The sequence below is a fragment of the Aeromonas enteropelogenes genome, assembly GCF_000819845.1.
In the GTDB taxonomy this organism is placed as follows: domain Bacteria; phylum Pseudomonadota; class Gammaproteobacteria; order Enterobacterales; family Aeromonadaceae; genus Aeromonas; species Aeromonas enteropelogenes.
Map to the genome: position 1 here is coordinate 13,444 of NZ_CDCG01000015.1, position 2,309 is coordinate 15,752.

Genomic DNA, 2,309 nt, shown 5'->3' on the forward strand with positions numbered 1-2,309 from the left:
GAGTTGGCCATGGCTCGCTCACCCTTGAGCGGCGCGGTCAGCTTGCTGAACAGATCGATCTGCTCACGGGTGGTGAGTTGTTCCAGCTCATCGGAGCGGCTGAAGTGGGTCATGATGTTGAACGGTTGCACCACATTCCTGCACTTGCCAAGACGCTCGATAAAGGCGGGCATCTCCTCGGCCCGTACCCCGAGCCGGTGCATGCCGGTGTCGAGCTTGAGCCAGGCCACCACGGGGGCTGGCAGCTCGGCTTGCTCCAGCGCCTCGAGCTGCTCCCAGGTGTGTACCGCAGTCTGCAGATTGTTGGCCGCCAGCACCGGCAGGTCGGCGGCGCTGAAAAAGCCCTCCAGCAGCACGATGGGCTTGACCACGGCGCAGGAGCGCAGCATCAGGGCCTCTTCAATGCGGGCCACCGCATAGGCGTCCGCATCCACCAGGGTGCGGGCGACCGGCAGCAGGCCGTGGCCGTAGGCGTTGGCCTTGACCACGGCGATGATCTTGCATTCGGGGGCGTGGCGTTTGACCACGGCGAGGTTGTGGCGCAGGGCCGCTGTATCGATTTGGGCAATTGCCGCTTTCATCTGTTTTCCCTTACGAGGGCATGATAACGCGCCAACGCGTCAGGCACCGGGTGGTGTCAGCCCTCAAATGTCATCGTCTAAGGCCGGACCGGCAGAATTGTCGAACCGGGAAAACTGTTTCTGGAGGCAGGGTTGGCCTTCTTGCGAGAACCTTCCCCGTCAAGATCGCAATGGTGACTCCAGAGTTGGTGTCACCCTGCGGATTGTTCATCAGTAGTCATCATCAAACGCAGGGCCCGCGTAGTTGTCAAACCGCGAAAACTGCCCCTGGAAGGTGAGACGCACTCTTCCTATCGGGCCGTTACGCTGCTTGCCGATGATGATCTCGGCGATCCCCTTGTCGGGGCTGTCGTCGTGATAGACCTCGTCGCGGTAGATGAACATGATCAAGTCAGCATCCTGCTCGATGGAGCCCGATTCCCGCAGATCCGAGTTGACCGGGCGCTTGTCGGCCCGCTGTTCCAGGCTTCGGTTGAGCTGGGAGAGCGCCACTACCGGGCACTGCAGCTCTTTCGCCAATGCCTTGAGGGAGCGGGAGATTTCACCGATCTCCAAGGTACGGTTGTCGGAGAGGCTGGGTACCCGCATCAGTTGCAGGTAGTCCACCATGATCATGCTGATTCCGCCGTTGTCCCGCGCCACCCGACGGGCGCGCGAGCGCACTTCGGTCGGAGTCAGGCCGGAGGAGTCGTCGATGTACATCTTGCCCTTCTCGAGCAGCAGCCCCATGGTCGAGGAGAGTCGGGCCCAGTCCTCGTCATCGAGCTGACCGGTCCGCACCTTGGTCTGGTCGATGCGCCCCACCGAGGCGAGCATACGCATGATGATCTGCTCGGAGGGCATCTCCAGGGAGAAGATCAGTACCGGCTTGTCGGCGGTGAGGGCCGCGTGCTCGCACAGGTTCATGGCAAAGGTCGTCTTGCCCATGGAGGGACGGGCCGCGACGATGACCAGGTCCGAGCGCTGCAGGCCGGCGGTCATCTTGTCCAGATCGTTGTAGCCGCTGGAGACGCCGGTCACCCCGTTGTGCGGGGTCTTGAACAGCTCTTCAATCTTGTCGACGGTCTGCTCGAGGATGAGCTTGAGGGGCTGGGGCCCTTCGTTGGCGCTGGTACGCTGCTCGGCGATCTGGAACACCTTGCTCTCAGCCAGATCCAGCAGATCGTTGGAGGTACGCCCCTGGGGCTCGTAGCCCGCTTCGACTATCTCGTTGGCGACCGAGATCATCTCCCGCACCACGGCACGCTCACGCACGATTTCGGCGTAGGCGTTGATGTTGGCGGCACTCGGGGTATTCTTGGCGATCTCCACCAGATAAGCGAAGCCACCGGCCTCTTCGAGCTGTTCGGAGCGTTCCAGCTCCTCCTGCAAGGTGATGAGGTCTATGGGGTTACCCGCATTGGAGAGGCGGGTCATGGCCTGGAAGATAAGGCGGTGCGGACGGCTATAGAAATCCTTGTCGATCACCCGCTCGGCAACCCGATCCCAGGCGTCGTTGTCCAGCATCAGGCCGCCCAGTACGGACTGTTCGGCCTCAAAAGAGTGGGGAGGTACTTTCAGCTGTTGTGTCTTGGCGTCTTTTTTCGCCGTCACTTGCTCTGCCATACACATAAAAACCGCAGCGGGAAGGGGACGGGAATTTTACAAAAGAAAGCCAGGCACGGCGAGCCCTATTCTGGCTTATTCACACCATCATGAAGGGCCAGACCAGGGTCTGCTCCCCCTTGC

The 2,309-nt window shown here is 61.3% G+C and carries 2 protein-coding genes; both read right to left on the reverse strand.

Annotated elements, in window-relative coordinates; all coding sequences use genetic code 11:
* Nucleotides 1-581 (reverse strand): alanine racemase (alr, locus tag BN1123_RS05660; protein ID WP_042025813.1); only part of this gene is annotated, 581 nt, incomplete at its 3' end.
* A 210-nt stretch (nt 582-791) separates the two neighbouring features.
* Nucleotides 792-2,186 carry a replicative DNA helicase gene (gene dnaB, locus BN1123_RS05665; RefSeq protein ID WP_041210543.1) on the reverse strand — a complete coding sequence of 465 codons (1,395 nt, stop codon included), beginning with the start codon at nt 2,184-2,186 and terminating at the stop codon, nt 792-794.
* Between the last annotated feature and the right edge of the window lie 123 nt (nt 2,187-2,309).

What these genes read in the sequence shown, in the direction of transcription:
- dnaB (WP_041210543.1), bottom strand. Translation starts at nt 2,186, where the DNA reads ATGGCAGAGCAAGTGACGGCGAAAAAAGACGCCAAGACACAACAGCTG.